Origin of the sequence: Streptomyces sp. NPDC051243, from assembly GCF_044455405.1 — a bacterium.
Taxonomy (GTDB): Bacteria; Actinomycetota; Actinomycetes; order Streptomycetales; family Streptomycetaceae; genus Streptomyces.
Genome location: NZ_JBITES010000006.1, coordinates 101,957 through 116,221 on the forward strand (window position 1 = coordinate 101,957; position 14,265 = coordinate 116,221).

At 70.7% G+C, this 14,265-nt stretch carries 12 protein-coding genes; 5 read left to right on the forward strand and 7 right to left on the reverse strand.

What is annotated here, in order from left to right; all coding sequences use genetic code 11:
* Window positions 1-6 precede the first annotated feature (6 nt).
* From ACIBAG_RS16715 to ACIBAG_RS16725, 3 genes are all read right to left on the reverse strand, one after another.
* On the reverse strand, window positions 7-846 hold the full coding sequence (locus ACIBAG_RS16715; protein ID WP_399105603.1) for a thioredoxin domain-containing protein: 840 nt from the start codon (window positions 844-846) through the stop codon (window positions 7-9).
* 76 nt (window positions 847-922) lie between these two features.
* Entirely contained in the window at window positions 923-1,624 is a 702-nt protein-coding gene (locus ACIBAG_RS16720) for a hypothetical protein (protein ID WP_399105605.1), read from the reverse strand.
* Window positions 1,625-1,714: 90 nt separating this feature from the next.
* Window positions 1,715-3,064 (reverse strand): DUF2252 domain-containing protein, encoded by a 1,350-nt coding sequence (locus ACIBAG_RS16725; RefSeq protein ID WP_399105607.1) that lies wholly within the window; start codon window positions 3,062-3,064, stop codon window positions 1,715-1,717.
* 200 nt (window positions 3,065-3,264) lie between these two features.
* On the opposite strand from ACIBAG_RS16725, the gene dnaE reads away from it, so the two are divergent.
* Window positions 3,265-6,804, forward strand: coding sequence for a DNA polymerase III subunit alpha (dnaE, locus tag ACIBAG_RS16730; RefSeq protein WP_399105609.1), 3,540 nt, complete (start codon window positions 3,265-3,267; stop codon window positions 6,802-6,804).
* Window positions 6,805-6,895: 91 nt separating this feature from the next.
* On the opposite strand, the gene ACIBAG_RS16735 is transcribed toward dnaE, so the two are convergent.
* Window positions 6,896-7,057 (reverse strand): hypothetical protein, encoded by a 162-nt coding sequence (locus ACIBAG_RS16735; protein WP_399105611.1) that lies wholly within the window; start codon window positions 7,055-7,057, stop codon window positions 6,896-6,898.
* Window positions 7,058-7,302: 245 nt separating this feature from the next.
* Between ACIBAG_RS16735 and ACIBAG_RS16740 the strand changes: the two genes are divergently transcribed.
* The 4 genes from ACIBAG_RS16740 to ACIBAG_RS16755 all read left to right on the forward strand — a co-directional run bounded on the left by ACIBAG_RS16740 (window position 7,303) and on the right by ACIBAG_RS16755 (window position 11,550).
* Window positions 7,303-8,523 carry an NYN domain-containing protein gene (locus tag ACIBAG_RS16740; protein WP_399105613.1) on the forward strand — a complete coding sequence of 407 codons (1,221 nt, stop codon included), beginning with the start codon at window positions 7,303-7,305 and terminating at the stop codon, window positions 8,521-8,523.
* A gap of 304 nt (window positions 8,524-8,827) precedes the next feature.
* The gene (locus ACIBAG_RS16745) at window positions 8,828-9,802 is read left to right on the forward strand and encodes an ABC transporter ATP-binding protein (protein ID WP_399105615.1); all 975 of its coding nucleotides are present in this window, start codon (window positions 8,828-8,830) and stop codon (window positions 9,800-9,802) included.
* 124 nt (window positions 9,803-9,926) lie between these two features.
* On the forward strand, window positions 9,927-10,751 hold the full coding sequence (locus ACIBAG_RS16750; protein WP_399105617.1) for an ABC transporter permease: 825 nt from the start codon (window positions 9,927-9,929) through the stop codon (window positions 10,749-10,751).
* 34 nt (window positions 10,752-10,785) lie between these two features.
* The gene (locus ACIBAG_RS16755) at window positions 10,786-11,550 is read left to right on the forward strand and encodes an AAA family ATPase (protein ID WP_399105619.1); all 765 of its coding nucleotides are present in this window, start codon (window positions 10,786-10,788) and stop codon (window positions 11,548-11,550) included.
* Between the two features lie 268 nt (window positions 11,551-11,818).
* On the opposite strand, the gene ybaK is transcribed toward ACIBAG_RS16755, so the two are convergent.
* From ybaK to ACIBAG_RS16770, 3 genes are all read right to left on the reverse strand, one after another.
* Complete coding sequence (gene ybaK, locus ACIBAG_RS16760; RefSeq protein ID WP_399105621.1) at window positions 11,819-12,325, reverse strand: Cys-tRNA(Pro) deacylase; 507 nt, start codon at window positions 12,323-12,325, stop codon at window positions 11,819-11,821.
* Window positions 12,326-12,441: 116 nt separating this feature from the next.
* On the reverse strand, window positions 12,442-13,179 hold the full coding sequence (locus tag ACIBAG_RS16765; protein WP_399105623.1) for an LON peptidase substrate-binding domain-containing protein: 738 nt from the start codon (window positions 13,177-13,179) through the stop codon (window positions 12,442-12,444).
* An 11-nt stretch (window positions 13,180-13,190) separates the two neighbouring features.
* Window positions 13,191-14,237, reverse strand: coding sequence for a hypothetical protein (locus ACIBAG_RS16770; RefSeq protein WP_399105625.1), 1,047 nt, complete (start codon window positions 14,235-14,237; stop codon window positions 13,191-13,193).
* Window positions 14,238-14,265 lie beyond the last annotated feature (28 nt).

Here is a 14,265-nt window from a genome sequence, read left to right on the forward strand (position 1 = left end):
GGTCGGTCAGCCCTTGAGGGCCGCGTCCACCACCTTGGTGAACTCGGCCGCCGTCCACGGCTGGTTGGGGTTCGAGGTCTTGAGCTGCTTGCCGTCCATGACGAAGCTGGGGGTGCCCGTGACGCCGTCCTTGTTGGTGTCGAAGGCCTTCGACATGGCCAGCGCCCAGGCGTCGTACGTGCCCTTCTTCACGGCGTTCTGGAACTTGGCGTTGTTCTTCAGCGCGGGGACGCTGTCCCCCACCTCGATCAGGTAGTCGTCGTCCTTGAACTTGTCGTCGGACTCCGCGGGGTGGTACTCGGCCGAGTAGAGCGCGGTCTTGTACGCCAGGAACGCCTCCGGGCTCACGTTCAGCGCGGCGCCCAGGGCGCTCATCGCGTTCTTGGAGCCCTCACCGCCCGAGCCGATCTTGCCCTTGCCCAGCGAGTCGCCGTCCAGGAACGTGCCGCCGATGAACTGGATCTTGTACTTGCCGGCCTCGACGTCCTTGTCGACGGTCGAGCCGGCGGCCTGCTCGAACGAGGCGCAGACCGGGCAGCGCGGGTCCTCGAAGATCTTGAGGGTCTTCTTGGCGCTGTCCTTGCCGATGACGACGGTTGTGCCGTTCGTGCCCGTGGTGTTGGCCGGGGCGACGACCTTGTCGTCCTTCACGGCCTCCCAGTGACTGGGCTTGTTGGCCTGCACGATGGCGTAGCCGATGCCGCCCGAAGCCGCCAGGACGCCGACGATCGAGCAGGCGACGATGATCTGCCGCCTGGCCTTCGCCCGCTTCGCCTCGCGCTCGCGCTCGGCGCGCAGCCGCTCGCGGGCCGCCGTCTTCGCCGCCTGGCTGTTCCGCTTGCTCATGTTGGTGATCTCCATGGGGACGCGCACACGTGGTGTGCGGAATACGTAGGGGTGGGCTGTGCCGCTCAGACGCCGTTCACGCGTGAGTGAAGGCGGGCGAGCACGGTGGCCCACGTCGTCCGGGGGAGTGCACGAGGAGGCGGCCGCGGGTGCCGGCCGTCCGGTGGGCGGGGCGCGGCAGGCGCCGGCCCGGCACGGCCCGGCGCACCGTCACCGCGGCGACCGCGAGCAGCAGCGGGCGGAACGTGGTCGCCGCCACCGCGCTCAGCAGCTGGGCCAGGGCCCGCTCGCCGCGCCGCAGCCAGGCGGCGGCCAGGAGACCGACGCCGATGTGCGCGCCGAGCAGCAGCCAGGGCGTCGCCGGGTCGGCCTGAGTGGTGAGGAGGGTGGCCAGGTGGCGGGTGTCGGTGCCCGTCATGCCGGCCAGGGGCGTGCCCACGGCGGTGTCGCCGCACAGCACGTCGAAGCCGACGGACCGCAGGGGGCCGGTGACGGGGCCGCCCGCCCGGCCGTAACAGACGTGCTGGCCGGTGGTGAGGATCGTGTCGGCGGCCAGCTCCAGCGGGATCAGCAGGGCCGCGATCCGGCCGTAGGTCCGCTCCTCGCGGCCGGCCAGGGCGTACGCGAGCACGAACACGGCCGCCGTGAGCAGGGCAACCGTGTTCAGCGGCAGCGGCGCCCGGGACAGCAGCACGTGCGACGCGGTGCTGAGCGTCACGACGAGTGACGTGAACAGCGCCGCGCGTACGGCTCGTAGCTGGGTCCCGGAAATGTCCATGGCGGAGAAGAGTGTGTCACGTGGTCCTGTAAGGGACCCTTAAAGGACGCCGGTGAGCGGCCGCGGAACGCCTGTGAGCTGCCTCTTTCGTCACAGACCCGGAATGCGGCCGTTGCGGAACAGGTCCACGAAGATCTGGTGGTCGGCACGCGCGCGTGCGCCGTAGCCGTGCGCGAACTCCACCAGGAGCTCGGCGAAGCCCTCCTCGTCGGCGGCGATCGCCGCGTCGATGGCCCGCTCGGTGGAGAACGGCACCAGGGACTCGCCGGAGGTGTCGTCCGCCGCCGCGTGCATCGTGGCCGTGGCCCGGCCGAGGTCGGCGACGACCGCCGCGATCTCCTCCGGTTCGTCGATGTCGCCCCAGTCCAGGTCCACGGCGTACGGCGAGATCTCGGCGACCAGCTGGCCCGCGCCGTCCAGCTCGGTCCAGCCCAGCCACGGGTCGGCGTTCGCCTGGAGGGCGCGCTGGGAGATCACCGTGCGGTGGCCCTCGTGCTGGAAGTAGTCGTGCAGCGCCTGGTCCCTGATGTGCCGGGAGACGGCCGGGGTCTGGGCCTGCTTGATGTAGATCACGACGTCGTTCTCGAGGGCGTCGGTGTGGCCCTCCAGAAGGATGTTGTACGACGGCAGCCCGGCCGACCCGATACCGATGCCGCGGCGGCCGACCACGTCCTTCACCCGGTACGAGTCGGGGCGGGCCAGCGAGGCGTCCGGCAGGGTCTCCAGATAGCCGTCGAAGGCCGCGAGCACCTTGTAGCGCGTGGCCGCGTCCAGCTCGATGGAGCCGCCGCCCGGGGCGAAGCGGCGCTCGAAGTCACGGATCTCGGTCATCGAGTCCAGCAGCCCGAAGCGGGTCAGCGCGCGGGCGTCGCGCAGCGCGTCCAGCAGCGGGCCCTGGGCGGTGTCCAGGGTGAAGGGCGGCACCTCGTCGCTCTTGGCGCCGGTCGCCAGGGCGTGCACGCGCTCGCGGTACGCGCCCGCGTAGATCCGCACCAGCTCGCTGATCTGCTCGTCGCCCAGCGCCTTGGCGTAGCCGATGAGGGCGACCGAGGCGGCGAAGCGCTTCAGGTCCCAGGTGAAGGGGCCGACGTACGCCTCGTCGAAGTCGTTGACGTTGAAGATCAGCCGGCCGTTGGCGTCCATGTAGGTGCCGAAGTTCTCGGCGTGCAGGTCACCGTGGATCCACACGCGTGAGGTGCGCTCGTCCAGGTACGGACCACTGATCGTCTTCCCGCCACCCCGGGCGGCGTTCTCGGTGTCGAGGTCGTGGTAGAAGAGGCACGCCGTGCCGCGGTAGAACGCGAACGCCGAGGCCGCCATCTTGCGGAACTTCACGCGGAACGCGGCCGGGTCGGCGGCCAGGAGCTCGCCGAAGGCGGTGTCGAAGACGGCGAGGATCTCGTCGCCGCGCTGCTCGTCGTTGAGCTGGGGGACCGACATCGCTGGGTGCCTCCTGGTGCATGTGTACGACAGCGTTTCCGTCGTATCCAACGGGCGGGCCGGCGGGAAAGTGCCCGCGGCCTCGCTGTGAAGGTACGCGGGGCAGCCCCGCGAGTGTCAGTCCCGAGGCATAGACTTCGACGCTGTCCCCAGAAGTGTCCGTCCGCCTGTCACCGAGTGTTTTCCATGGAGGCCAAGCCGTGTCAAAGCCGCCGTTCACGCACCTGCACGTCCACACCCAGTACTCGCTGCTGGACGGTGCCGCGCGGCTCAAGGACATGTTCAACGCGTGCAACGAGATGGGCATGACGCACATCGCCATGTCCGACCACGGCAACCTCCACGGGGCGTACGACTTCTTCCACTCCGCGAAGAAGGCCGGGATCACCCCGATCATCGGGATCGAGGCATATGTCGCCCCCGAGTCCCGGCGCAACAAACGCAAGATCCAGTGGGGCCAGCCGCACCAGAAGCGGGACGACGTCTCCGGTTCCGGTGGTTACACCCACAAGACGATGTGGGCGTACAACAAGACGGGTCTGCACAACCTCTTCCGGCTGTCCTCGGACGCGTACGCCGAGGGCTGGCTGCAGAAGTGGCCCCGGATGGACAAGGAGACCATCGCCCAGTGGTCCGAGGGGATCGTCGCCTCCACCGGCTGCCCCTCCGGCGAGGTCCAGACCCGGCTGCGGCTCGGCCAGGAGGAGGAGGCCCTCAAGGCCGCCGCCGACTACCAGGACATCTTCGGCAAGGACCGGTACTTCCTGGAGCTGATGGACCACGGCATCGACATCGAGCACCGGGTCCGCGACGGCCTCCTGGAGATCGGCAGGAAGCTCGGCATCCCGCCGCTGGTCACCAACGACTCGCACTACACGTACGCGCACGAGGCGGGCGCCCACGACGCGCTGCTGTGCATCCAGACCGGCAAGAACCTCTCCGACCCGGACCGCTTCAAGTTCGACGGCACCGGCTACTACCTGAAGTCCACGGACGAGATGTACGCCATCGACTCCTCGGACGCCTGGCAGCAGGGCTGCGCCAACACGCTCCTCGTCGCCGAGATGGTCGACACCACCGGCATGTTCGAGAAGCGCGACCTCATGCCCAAGTTCGACATCCCCGAGGGCTACACCGAGGTCACCTGGTTCAAGGAGGAGGTCCGCCGCGGCATGGAGCGCCGCTACCCGGGCGGCATCCCCGAGGACCGCCAGAAGCAGGCCGACTACGAGATGGACACCATCATCTCGATGGGCTTCCCCGGCTACTTCCTCGTCGTCGCCGACTTCATCATGTGGGCCAAGAAGCAGGGCATCGCGGTCGGCCCCGGCCGAGGCTCCGCGGCCGGTTCGATCGTCGCCTACGCCATGGGCATCACCGACCTCGACCCCATCCCGCACGGCCTGATCTTCGAGCGCTTCCTCAACCCCGAGCGCATCTCCATGCCCGATGTCGACATCGACTTCGACGAGCGCAGGCGCGTCGAGGTGATCAGGTACGTGACGGAGAAGTACGGCGCCGACAAGGTCGCCATGATCGGCACGTACGGCACCATCAAGGCCAAGAACGCGATCAAGGACTCCGCGCGCGTGCTGGGCTACCCGTACGCCATGGGCGACCGCATCACCAAGGCCATGCCCGCCGACGTCCTCGGCAAGGGCATCCCGCTCTCCGGCATCACCGACCCGCAGCACCCGCGCTACAGCGAGGCCGGCGAGGTCCGCGGGATGTACGAGAACGAACCGGACGTGAAGAAGGTCATCGACACCGCACGCGGCGTGGAGGGCCTGGTCCGGCAGATGGGCGTGCACGCGGCCGGCGTCATCATGTCCAGCGAGACCATCACCGAGCACGTCCCGGTGTGGGTGAGGCACACCGACGGCGTGACCATCACGCAGTGGGACTACCCGAGCTGTGAGTCGCTCGGCCTGCTGAAGATGGACTTCCTCGGCCTGCGCAACCTGACGATCATGGACGACGCCGTCAAGATGGTGAAGTCCAACAAGGGGATCGACATCGATCTCCTCAGCCTCCCGCTGGACGACCCGACGACCTTCGAACTGCTCCAGCGCGGCGACACCCTCGGCGTCTTCCAGTTCGACGGCGGCCCCATGCGCTCCCTGCTGCGCCTGATGAAGCCGGACAACTTCGAAGACATCTCCGCCGTGTCGGCCCTGTACCGGCCGGGTCCGATGGGCATGAACTCCCACACCAACTACGCCCTTCGAAAGAACGGCCAGCAGGAGATCACGCCGATCCACAAGGAGCTCGAAGAGCCCCTCAAGGAAGTCCTGGACGTCACCTACGGCCTGATCGTCTATCAGGAGCAGGTGCAGAAGGCCGCCCAGATCATCGCGGGCTACTCGCTCGGCGAGGCCGACATCCTCCGGCGCGTCATGGGCAAGAAGAAGCCCGAGGAGCTGGAGAAGAACTTCGTCATCTTCCAGGCCGGCGCCCGCAAGAACGGCTACAGCGACGAGGCCATCCAGGCCCTGTGGGACGTGCTGGTCCCGTTCGCCGGCTACGCGTTCAACAAGGCGCACTCGGCCGCGTACGGCCTGGTCTCCTACTGGACCGCCTACCTCAAGGCCAACCACCCCGCCGAGTACATGGCCGCCCTGCTGACCTCCGTCAAGGACGACAAGGACAAGTCGGCGATCTACCTCAACGAGTGCCGCCGCATGGGCATCAAGGTGCTTCCGCCGAACGTCAACGAGTCGGTGCACAACTTCGCCGCCCAGGGCGACGACGTGATCCTCTTCGGCCTCGAGGCGGTGCGCAACGTCGGTACGAACGTGGTCGAGTCGATCATCAAGAGCCGCAAGGCCAAGGGCAAGTACGCCTCCTTCCCGGACTATCTCGACAAGATCGACGCGGCCGCCTGCAACAAGCGCACCACCGAGTCGCTGATCAAGGCGGGCGCGTTCGACACGCTGGGTCACACCCGCAAGGGCCTCACCGCGCAGTACGAGCCGATGATCGACAACGTGGTCGCGGTCAAGCGCAAGGAGGCCGAGGGCCAGTTCGACCTCTTCGGCGGCATGGGCGAGGAGGAGAGCAACGAGCCCGGCTTCGGACTCGATGTGCAGTTCACCGACGAGGAGTGGGACAAGACCTATCTGCTCGCCCAGGAGCGGGAGATGCTCGGTCTGTACGTCTCCGACCACCCGCTCTTCGGCCTGGAGCACGTGCTGTCCGACAAGGCCGACGCGGGCATCGCCCAGCTGACCGGCGGTGAGCACGCGGACGGCGCGGTCGTCACCATCGGCGGCATCATCTCGGGCCTCCAGCGCAAGATGACCAAGCAGGGCAACGCCTGGGCCATCGCCACGGTCGAGGACCTCGCCGGTTCCATCGAGTGCATGTTCTTCCCGGCGACGTACCAGCTCGTCTCGACCCAACTCGTCGAGGACGCCGTGGTGTTCGTCAAGGGCCGCCTCGACAAGCGGGAGGACGTGCCGCGGCTGGTCGCGATGGAACTCCAGGTCCCCGACCTGTCGAACGCGGGCACCAACGCGCCCGTGATCCTCACCATCCCGGCCACCCGGGTCACCCCGCCGATGGTCAGCCGCCTCGGCGAGATCCTCAGCCACCACAAGGGCGAGAGCGAGGTCCGCATCAAGCTCCAGGGCCCGACCAAGACGACGGTGCTGCGCCTCGACCGGCACCGGGTGAAGCCGGACCCGGCGCTGTTCGGTGACCTGAAGGTGCTGCTCGGACCGTCCTGCCTGGCGGGCTGAGCGACCACCGGTCGACACGGGGAAGGGGCGCACCCGCTCGGGGTGCGCCCCTCATCATGTGCCTGGGTCTCAACAACCCGTTATGCAGATGTCAGTTGTGACCGAAGCGCTTCTGCCGGCCCTTGCGGGCCATGTCGCCCGGGGTCGCCTGCGTGATGCGCTGCTCGGCCTGCGCCTCCATCGAGGAGTGCTGGGCCTGCTGACCACGCTCGGACTGCGGCTGCTTGCGGTCCTGCTTCTTGTTCTTGGCCATGGTGATGCCTCCTGTGGGGGATCTAGGGGCCAGGGCCGCGACCAGATTCACATAGGCTTACAAAGAACGCATTTCGGATAATTACCGTGTGTGACAGCGGTTGTCGGGGCGCGAGACATGGCGCGTCGCGGGAGCGATGCCCCGAAACGCCACGCCGAAGATCGAGTTCGCCCCGTTAACCCCCGCGTGGTCGGGCAGACTCGAAGGAAGCCCGAAGCAAACCTCCCAGGAAGAGGGTGAGTCGCGTGGACCGCTGCATCGTCCTGGTGGACGCCGGGTATCTGCTGGGGGCCGCCGCGAGCCTCCTCGCCGGGGAACCCTCCCGGTCCCGGATCACCGTCGACCACGCCGCCCTCATCCAGGGCCTGCGCGAACGCGCCGAGTCCGACACCCAGCAGCCCCTGCTGCGCATCTACTGGTTCGACGGCGCCCCCGACCGCGTCCCCCAGCCCGAGCACCGCAGGCTCCGCGTGATGCCCCGGGTCACCGTCCGGCTCGGCGCCCTGACCCGCAGCGACGGCCGCTGGGCGCAGAAGGGCGTGGACGCCGCGATGCACGCCGAGCTCACCGAGCTGGCCCGCAACCGCGCCTGCTCCGACGTGGTGCTGGTGACCGGCGACGGCGATCTGCTGCCGGGCATGATGGCCGCCAAGGAGCACGGCGTCGCCGTACACCTGTGGGCGGTGCAGGCCGCCGACGGCGACTACAACCAGTCCGAGGACCTGGTCGCCGAGGCCGACGAACGGCGCGTGCTCGACCGTACGTGGATCACCAAGGCCGTACGCGCCAAGGAGCTCACGGGCGTCTGCGCGCCGCCGCCGGCACCCCGCCCCGAGATCGCCGCGATCCTGTCCGCGCCGCTGCCGGACTCCGCGCTCGGCGCGACGGCCGAGCGGCCCGCCGAGGAGGGCGAGCACGCCCCGGCGGTCGCCGCCTCCGAGAACGGCTCGCAGGAGCGGGTGCCGGCACCCAAGGGCGTGCCCACGCCGAAGGACCTCGCCGCGCTGCGCGCGCCCGGCGTGCAGCCGACCCAGCACCCCACCAGCGCGACGCTGCGCTGGTCCTCCGACAAGGGGTGGGTCGACCGGCCCGGCGTCGCGGCCGAGCCCCCCGATGCGGCGTCCATGCCGACGCTGGCGCAGCTGACCACGGCGGAGCAGCGGTGGGCCGACCGGGAGGAGGACATCACGACGGTCGGCGGCGACCCCTACGAGGTGGGGCAGGTGTTCGCGCGTCGGTGGATGGGGCGGCTGGGTGACCAGGGCCATCTGCAGCGGCTGTCCGGGATGTACCCGCGGATCCCGCATCGGATCGACGGGGAGCTGCTGCGGTACGCGGCGCGGTTCGGACTGCTCGCGCACAAGGACGACCAGATCGACGAGCACGACCGGTACGCGATCCGGGCGGGGTTCTGGCGGGAGATCGATGTGCGGACCGCGGCCGAGCATGCTCCGGCCGCGGAGTGAGCCTGGTGGGGTGAGCCGGAGTGGGCGGGGCGAGCGGGAGTGGGTGGGGTGAGTTCGGCACCGCCGGGATCCGCCATCGTGGTTGAGCGCAGCTGAGGCGGATCCGAGGTGACCGGAGTGTTCGGGGTGTGACCGGCGGCTTTGGGGCGGGGTGTGGTTCTTCGCTTGTGATCGGGTTCATGACCGTGAGCGGTCGAATTGTGCCGAGTGGCCCACCCGGGAGCGGAGCAGGCGTCCGGACCCCGTAGGCTCGTCCCTTGTGAGTACGCGCGTGGGACAGGCACTTCGGCACAGTGGGGATGTCGTGTGTGCCGTGCGCGGACTGACCAAGACCTATCCGGCCGTGCGGGGACGGCGCGGGACGCCCGGGACACCCGAGGTGCGGGCCACCGACGACGTACGGCTGGACATCCGGCGCGGCGAGATCTTCGGGCTGCTCGGGCCGAACGGCGCCGGCAAGACCACTCTCGTACGGCAGCTGACCGGGCTGATGCGCCCCGACGCGGGAAGCGTCGAGATCCTCGGGCACGACATCGTGCGGCACCCGGAGCGCGCCGCGCGCATCCTCGCCTACCTCGGCCAGGAGTCGACCGCCCTCGACGAGCTGACCGTGTCCCTCGCCGCCGAGACCACCGGGCGGCTGCGCGGCCTGGACGTACGGCAGGCGCGGGCCGAGCGGGACGCCGTACTCGACGAGCTGGGGCTCACACCGCTCGCGGCGCGCCCGCTGAAGAAGCTGTCCGGTGGGCAGCGCCGGCTGGCCTGCTTCGCCGCCACGCTGGTGGGGGAGCGGCCGCTGCTGGTGCTCGACGAGCCGACCACCGCGATGGACCCGGTGGCGAGGCGGGCCGTCTGGTCCGCCGTGGACCGGCGCCGGGCCGAACTCGGTACGACGGTCCTGCTCGTCACCCACAATGTCATCGAGGCCGAGACCGTGCTCGACCGGGTCGCGGTGCTGGACCGGGGCCGCGTGATCGCCTGTGACACGCCGTCCGGGCTCAAGGAGCGGGTCGCGGGCGAGGTACGGGTCGAACTGCTGTGGCGGGACCGGGCGCCCCTGGAGGTGCCCGAGGTCGCCGCCCTGCAGGACCGCGCCGTTGAGTCCGGGCGCCGCTGGACGCTACGGCTCGCCCCCGAGGAGGCGCGTGCGGTCGTCGCCACGGTCACCGGCGGGGCCGCCTTCGCCGCGCTGGACGACTTCACGCTCGCCACGCCCAGCCTGGAGGACGTGTATCTGGCGTTGGGCGGGGCCGCGCAGCAAGGGCTGGTGAAGGCATGAGCAGACCGTCCGTCGTCTTGAGCACGCCTCCCGTCGTCATGAGCACACAGCCCGCCCCGTCCGTATCCGTACGGAACAGGGCTACCTCCCCAGTGGACCCCCGTGTGAAAGGGAGCAGCGCCACGTGAGTGTCGTACCCGCCGAGGTTCTGCCGGGCAGCGCCCTGGCCGTGGACGAGACGGCCGCGCCGGCCGCGGCCGAGCTCGGGCCGCGTGCGCGGCTGTGGCCGTCGTTGTGCGCCGTGTACCGGGCGCAGTTGTCCCGGGCGCGGGTCGCACGCATTCCGCTGCTGTTCGTGGCGACCTTCCAGTCGATCGGGATCATGATCCTGATGCGCGGGGTCGTGGACGGCGGCGCCGAGGCGCAGGCCGTGGTGGCGGGGTCGTCGGTGCTCGTGGTCGCCTTCGTCGCGCTGAATCTGCTCGCGCAGTACTTCGGGCAGCTACGGGCGAGCGGAGGGCTCGACCACTACGCCACGCTGCCGGTGCCGCCCGCCGCGGTGGTGCTCGGGGCGGCGGGGGCGTACGCCTCCTTCACCGTGCCGGGGACCGTGGTGACGGCGGCCTTCGGCTGTGTGCTGTTCGGGCTGCCGGTGGCGCATCTGTGGGTGCTCGTCGCGGTGATCCCGCTCGCCGGCGCCGCGCTCGCCGGGCTGGGGGCGGCGCTCGGGCTGCTCGCGCCGCGGCCGGAACTGGCCACGCTGCTCGGGCAGCTGGGGATGTCGGCGGCGCTGCTGCTGGGCGTGCTGCCGGCCGACCGGATGCCCGAGGTGGTGCGCCTCGCACGGGACCTGCTGCCGTCGACGTACGGCGTGGAAGCCTTCGCGCGGACCTTCGGGCCGCACCCCGACTGGGCGTTCGTCCTCGGTGACCTGGCCGTGTGCGGGGTCGTCGGCGTCGTCTCGCTGGCCGTCGCCACCTGGGCCTACCGCCGGGCGGCCGTCCGGTGACGCGCCGCACAGGTCGGCCTGGCACGATGGCAGAGTGACCGCTCCGCTGACTCCACCACCACCGCCGCGTGACCAGTCCCCGAACAACGGGTGGCAGCCGCCCGCCGCCGGGCCCGCCGCGTCCGCGCCGTATGCCGCCGGTTACGGCGCCCCGTCCGGCTCGTACGGCCCTCAGGGCCCGCACGGCATGTACGGCGACGGCGTCCACGGCTCGTACGAACAGGACGGTCCCGGGATGAAGACCGAAGTGCGAGAGGGCGCCGTGGTGGCGCTGGTGGTGGCGCTCAGTGGGGCGCTGCTCGGGGTGCTGTGGTGGTGGCTGGCGCCGAGCGTGCCGCTGGTCGGGGACGTCGTCGACAACAACTGGGTCGTCTACTTCAAGGACACCGAGGGGGAGCAGGCCGTCGGCGTGGACGGAACGTTCACTCTGCTCGCGCTCGCGTTCGGCCTGGTCAGTGCCGTCGTCGTGTTTCTCATACGGCGGCGTGGGGGCGTGCCCCTGGTGGTGGGGCTGGCGGTGGGCGGGTTTCTCGGGTCGCTGCTGGCCTGGAAGGCCGGTGTGTGGCTCGGGCCCTCGCAGGACGTGATCGCGCATGCGAAGGACGTGGGCAAGGGTGTCACGTTCTCGGCGCCGCTGAAGCTGGGTGCCAAGGGCGTGTGGCTGGTGTGGCCGCTGGCCGCGTTGGTGGTGCATCTGGGGCTGACGGCGTTGTTCGGGCCCCGGGACGCGGATCCGTACCAGCAGCAGTATCTGGAGGGGCATCAGCAGCGGGGGCCGTACGGGGCGCCGCCGGCGTAGGGCCGGGGTGTGCGGGTGTGCCGGTGCGCCGGGGGTTTTCGCCCCCGCCGCGTCTACCCGTCCCGTCCTCCAGGGGTGCTGCCCCTTCGACCCCGGTTCCTTCTGGGGGCTGCAGGGGCTGCCGCCCCAGACTGCTGCTTCGGGCTGAACGGCTACGCCGGGCGGCGTCCGTGGTTCGAGCGGCCCTTCTTGATGCGCCACTTGCGTTTCCGCGTTTTCTTCGACATGTCCCTCGTACTTAACCGAGGCGACCGGGTTCGTCGAGGGGTCACGCACGGCCGATGGGGGCGAGGACCGCTTCCGTGAGCTTGGCGAGGACCTCGGGGGAGAGTTCGACCTCCAGGCCGCGGCGGCCCGCCGAGACGCAGATCGTGGTGTGGGCGGAGGCCGAGGCGTCCAGGACCGTCGGGAGCTTCTTGCGCTGGCCCAGGGGGGAGATGCCGCCGCGGACGTAGCCGGTGGTGCGTTCCGCGAGGGCCGGGTCGGCCATGGCCGCGCGCTTGCCGCCGACCGCCGACGCCAGGGCCTTGAGGTCCAGTTGGCCCGCCACCGGGACCACGGCCACCGTCAGTGTGCCGTCCACGTCCGCCACCAGCGTCTTGAAGACCCTGTCGGGTGACACGCCCATGGCCTGCGCGGCCTCCTCGCCGTAGGACGGGTGGGCGGGGTCGTGGTCGTAGGCGTGGACCGTGTACTCGGCGCCCGCGGCCGTCAGGGCGACCGTCGCGGGCGTGCCGCCCGGTTGCTGCTGGCTCTTCTTCGACTTCTTCGCCATGGTGGCCGGTTCCCCAGAGGTGAGACGTCGGTGAAACGTCAGAAACGAAACGTCAGAAATGAAACGAAACGTCAGAAGCGAAACATCAGAAACGTCTTGAGTGTCAGAGATGTGCGTCAGTTGAGACTTGTCGGACCCCGTGTCAGGTCCGACGCGGGCAGCGACGGCAGCGTACGGATGATCGCGGTCTCGGCGCGAAGGAGTTTGAGTTCGTCGCGCAGGCGGGACGCGGTGTCCGGGGACTGGAGCAGGCGCTGCTTCGTCGGGGTGTCCAGCATCATCGCGGCCGCGACGAGGTAGGAGACCACCGACGGCTGGTCCGGCAGTTCGGCCGCCGTGGACACCGAGCGCTCCCGGGCCCCGGCCAGCCGCCGCTGGTACTGCCGGAACGCCCGGAGCACCCCTTCCGCCAGCGCCCCCGCCTCGTCCCCCGGCTCCTCCGGCAGTTCCTCCAGCTCCGCCGTCAGGAACGGGCCCGACGCGTCCACCGACACCAGCCGCACCCGCGTCGTCCCGGTCGCCAGCACCTCGAACGTGCCGTCGGCCCGCTCCCGGATCGTCGCCGCGTCCGCCACACAGCCCACGCCGTGGAAGGACTTCGCCGGGTCGGGGCCGAAGCCCGCCGCAGGCCCCCGGTCGGGCAGGGCCGTCGGGTCGGGCATGCCGGGCGCGCTCGGGGCCACCTCGTGGCCGTCGCGGATCGTCACGACGGCGAAACGGCGTGGTTCCTCCTCGGGGGTCTTCAGCAGCTCGCGCATCATGGCGCGGTAGCGCTCCTCGAAGACGTTCAGAGGCAGCACGAGCCCGGGGAAGAGCACGGAGTTCAGGGGGAAGAGCGGAAGGCGGACGGTCACGGCGCCAAAGCCTAGTGGTCGCCGGGACGAACGCGTCCGGCGCGCCCACTCCGTGGATCACCGGCGCCTGCCCGCCCGGAAGCCGTGGCGGCCGCCCGCCCCCGGATCTCGTCCCGCACCTCCAGGAACCGGCCGAGCGGATCCTCCGAGAACCGGCTCCACGGGAAGGACGTGGCGTACGGGCCGATCAGGCGCAGCTGCTCCAGGGCGTCCTCCCAGCGGCCCAGCCGTACCAGGACGTACGTCAGCTTGTTGCGCATCCCGGCCGGCCACAGGTCGGCCGCCGGGAACCGGGCGGAGAGCGCGACGGCCCGGTCGGCCGCCGCGTCCAGCCGCTCGGGCGGAACGCCCGGGCCGCAGCCGTCGGTCAGGTAGGCGAAGGCGGCCCGGGTCGGCAGCGCCTGCATGAGGGAGTCGGCCGGGGCGTCCTGGGCCGCCCGGTCGGCGAAGTCGAAGCACTCCCGGTGCGAGCCGTGCCACGACGAGGCCAGATAGCGCAGGGCCGCCACATGACAGCCGTAGTGGCGCGGGGCGCGGCGCAGCGCCGCCTCCCACAGCTCCCCGAAGTAGGTGTGCCCGGCGCGTGAGCCGCGCGCGTGGTCCAGGGCGATCCGCCATGGCACCGGGTCGCGGTCGTCGGCGCGTGCGGCGGCCGTGATCAGCGGGCTCACCCCGCGCAGCAGTTCGGCCCGGGCCGGTGACCGCCAGGCATGGTCCACCGCGAGCTGGGCCTTGACCAGCAGCGCGTCCGGGTCGTGCGGGGCGGCCGCGCACCAGGCCTGCAGCCACTCCGGCCGCGAGCGCGCGAAGGCCGCCAGACGCAGCACGTATCCGTCGCGGTGCTCCCAGCGCGCGGTGAGCCGCGTGGTCGCGAGCAGCTCGGCGGCGGGCTCGTAAGCGCCCTGCCCGGCCGCGACCAGCGCGGGGCCGAGGTGGTCGTCGGGCGCGTCGAGGAGCACCTCGGCGTCGGTGGGGAGCCCGACGGCGGGGTGTTCGACGGTCCTGGGCGTCCGGGACGCGCGGCCGAACGGGAGCAGCAGAGCCATGGTGTCGACCATTGAAAGACCGCTGGTCGCGCCCGCGCCA